A 2,185-nucleotide genomic window follows, 5' to 3' on the forward strand; every position below is an offset into this window, starting at 1 on the left:
TCGGTAACCCCTGAAGGAATCGAGCTTGATGCGAATGATCTTAAAGTCATGCATATGGATTCCAAAGAAAAGTTGCCTGAGACGGATGTACAGAAAAAGTGGAATGAGTTTTATAAGAAGAAAGAGGCAGCCGAGAAGGCGGCACGGGAGGCAGACCAATCCACCCCGCCGAAACAGGACACTGAGGGGATGCCTAAAGCTGATTTAGACAAAATTAGAGAAACTGCGCCGGATTACTATAAGGAATTGATAGACAAGTATGGGGATAAGGGAAGATACTACGCTAGGTCTCCAGAAGAGTATGAGAGTTTGGCAAAAGATCCAGCAAAAAACTTTAAAATCAACGAAAAGTCAAAAATTGAGAGACTAGCAGGCTTAGAGTTAGAGGCGAGAGGGGACTTACCTGGTCCTATAGTTAGAGATACCAACCCAGCAGGTGCAGAATTTATTGATGCAACAGGTGTAAAGTGGGACGTTAAAGGATGGTATTCAAAATTTGCACCAAAGGGTTATACACTGGAAAAGGCAATTGCTGATATAGAAGAGTCTCTTTCAAAAGGTGAGAATGTTATCATCGATTCATCAAAAATGTTCCCAGAACATATACACGAAGTACGCGAAGCAGTAAATGAATTAGGTTTAAGTGATAAATTGCTGTGGTGGCCATAAAATATCCGAAAGGAAGTACTATATGGATGATAGTATGTTTTTAAAACATCATAATTGGGCAGAATCGGATGGTGATATGGGAGAGAAATTAGAAATTGTAAAAGAAGAATTAAAACAACTAAATCTTGCAGGGATGAATCTGAGTTGTTCAGAAATTGTAGAGTCAAATATGAACAATTCGTTTTTTACGAATAATGATATGAGTGATTGCTATTTTTTAAGTACATCATTCGAAGAAACGAATTTCTCGGAATGTATACTGAGTAAAACAGTATTTGATTACGCATCGCTAAAACATTCAAATATAAGAAATTGTGTAGGTATAAAAGCGTCTTTTGATGATACAGACCTTAGCTTTGCTCATATATCTGGATCAGACTTGAGGCGAGCATCATTTCGAAGAGCAAATTTAAGCCACGCAAAGTTTTCTAATGTTGATTTAACAAACGCTCTACTTGATGGGGCACTTCTTTATGGAACTAGTTTTGAACAAATAAACGGGATTGATGAAGTGTCTGCCAAACATATTTTTGTTGGAACTGAAGAGAAACCAATAAGGTTGGACGGTGATGATATTAAAAGGTGGTTAATGGAGCAGATGAGAGGATAATATCTTCATTAGCAAAATGACAATTTATTAGATTCCTTGCGCAAGGAACAAGATAAATAGGGTTTGTCAAGCATTTTGGTAAGCCCATTTACTTTCCCAACGACAATATCGTACAATACAACCAACACTAAACAATTCAAACACTTGATAAACTTTCAAAAGCTCTTTCCAACTTGAACCATGAGTAGGAATGAGCTTTTTTGCATGCACAAAATCAAAGGAGGACGAAATGAATGGCAAAACGTGAACCGGTAGTAGAGGAAGTCCTAGAGGAGACGGTACGCTCAATCACTCAGGCACAAGCGGACTATGAACAGCTTATGGATGAGATTCGAGGTTATTGGCAACGGGTAAGGGACTTGCGGGAGAAGGCGGCAGAGTTGAAACTGTCGGGGCGCACAGATGCACAGGTAGGAACAGAGATCCGGCAGTTATTAGATCAAGCTGAACGGTTTGAATTGCTAGGGGATCAGAAAGACCGTCATGAAAAGCAAGAAGCAATTGGTTTCATTGAAGATTTACAGCGTGAAGCATCTGCATTGAGGGGAACTGTACAGCACAACCAAAGCGTGTTAGTTCGTCAGCGTAAGGAACTGGAGGAGGCAAAGGAAGAAGCGGTGGCAATGGTTCAACGGGCAGAGGAACGAGTACAGGAAACAGAACGGCTTCTAGCTTACGAGATGGCAAAGCTTGCGGAATTGGAGGGCTAAGCAGATAAAACATTCAATTCGTGTACAGGTCAAACAGTTAAAGAGTCCAACAGAAAATAGAGTTCTTAGGTTTATAGGCTCAACCGAAACAGAGGACAGAGTGTTACCGCTGAAGCATAACGTCCAATTGTTGATGGGATTGCCTGTCCGGAAGTTGCTGAATATAATGACCGTATCACAGAAAAGGAAAAGGATG

At 40.4% G+C, this 2,185-nt stretch carries 2 protein-coding genes and 1 pseudogene; all 3 read left to right on the plus strand.

The annotated features are described in order from the left end of the window. A pseudogene (locus F591_RS32185) lies at positions 1–669 on the plus strand (hypothetical protein); the annotation flags it as partial. A 22-nt stretch (positions 670–691) separates the two neighbouring features. Continuing rightward, on the plus strand, positions 692–1,279 hold the full coding sequence (locus F591_RS31100) for a pentapeptide repeat-containing protein (RefSeq protein ID WP_083935636.1): 588 nt from the start codon (positions 692–694) through the stop codon (positions 1,277–1,279). Positions 1,280–1,512: 233 nt separating this feature from the next. Continuing rightward, positions 1,513–1,989, plus strand: coding sequence for a hypothetical protein (locus tag F591_RS0126880; RefSeq protein ID WP_019537623.1), 477 nt, complete (start codon positions 1,513–1,515; stop codon positions 1,987–1,989). Positions 1,990–2,185: the final 196 nt, after the last annotated feature.

It is taken from the genome of Paenibacillus ginsengihumi DSM 21568, assembly GCF_000380965.1.
Classification (GTDB): Bacteria; Bacillota; Bacilli; order Paenibacillales; family NBRC-103111; genus Paenibacillus_G; species Paenibacillus_G ginsengihumi.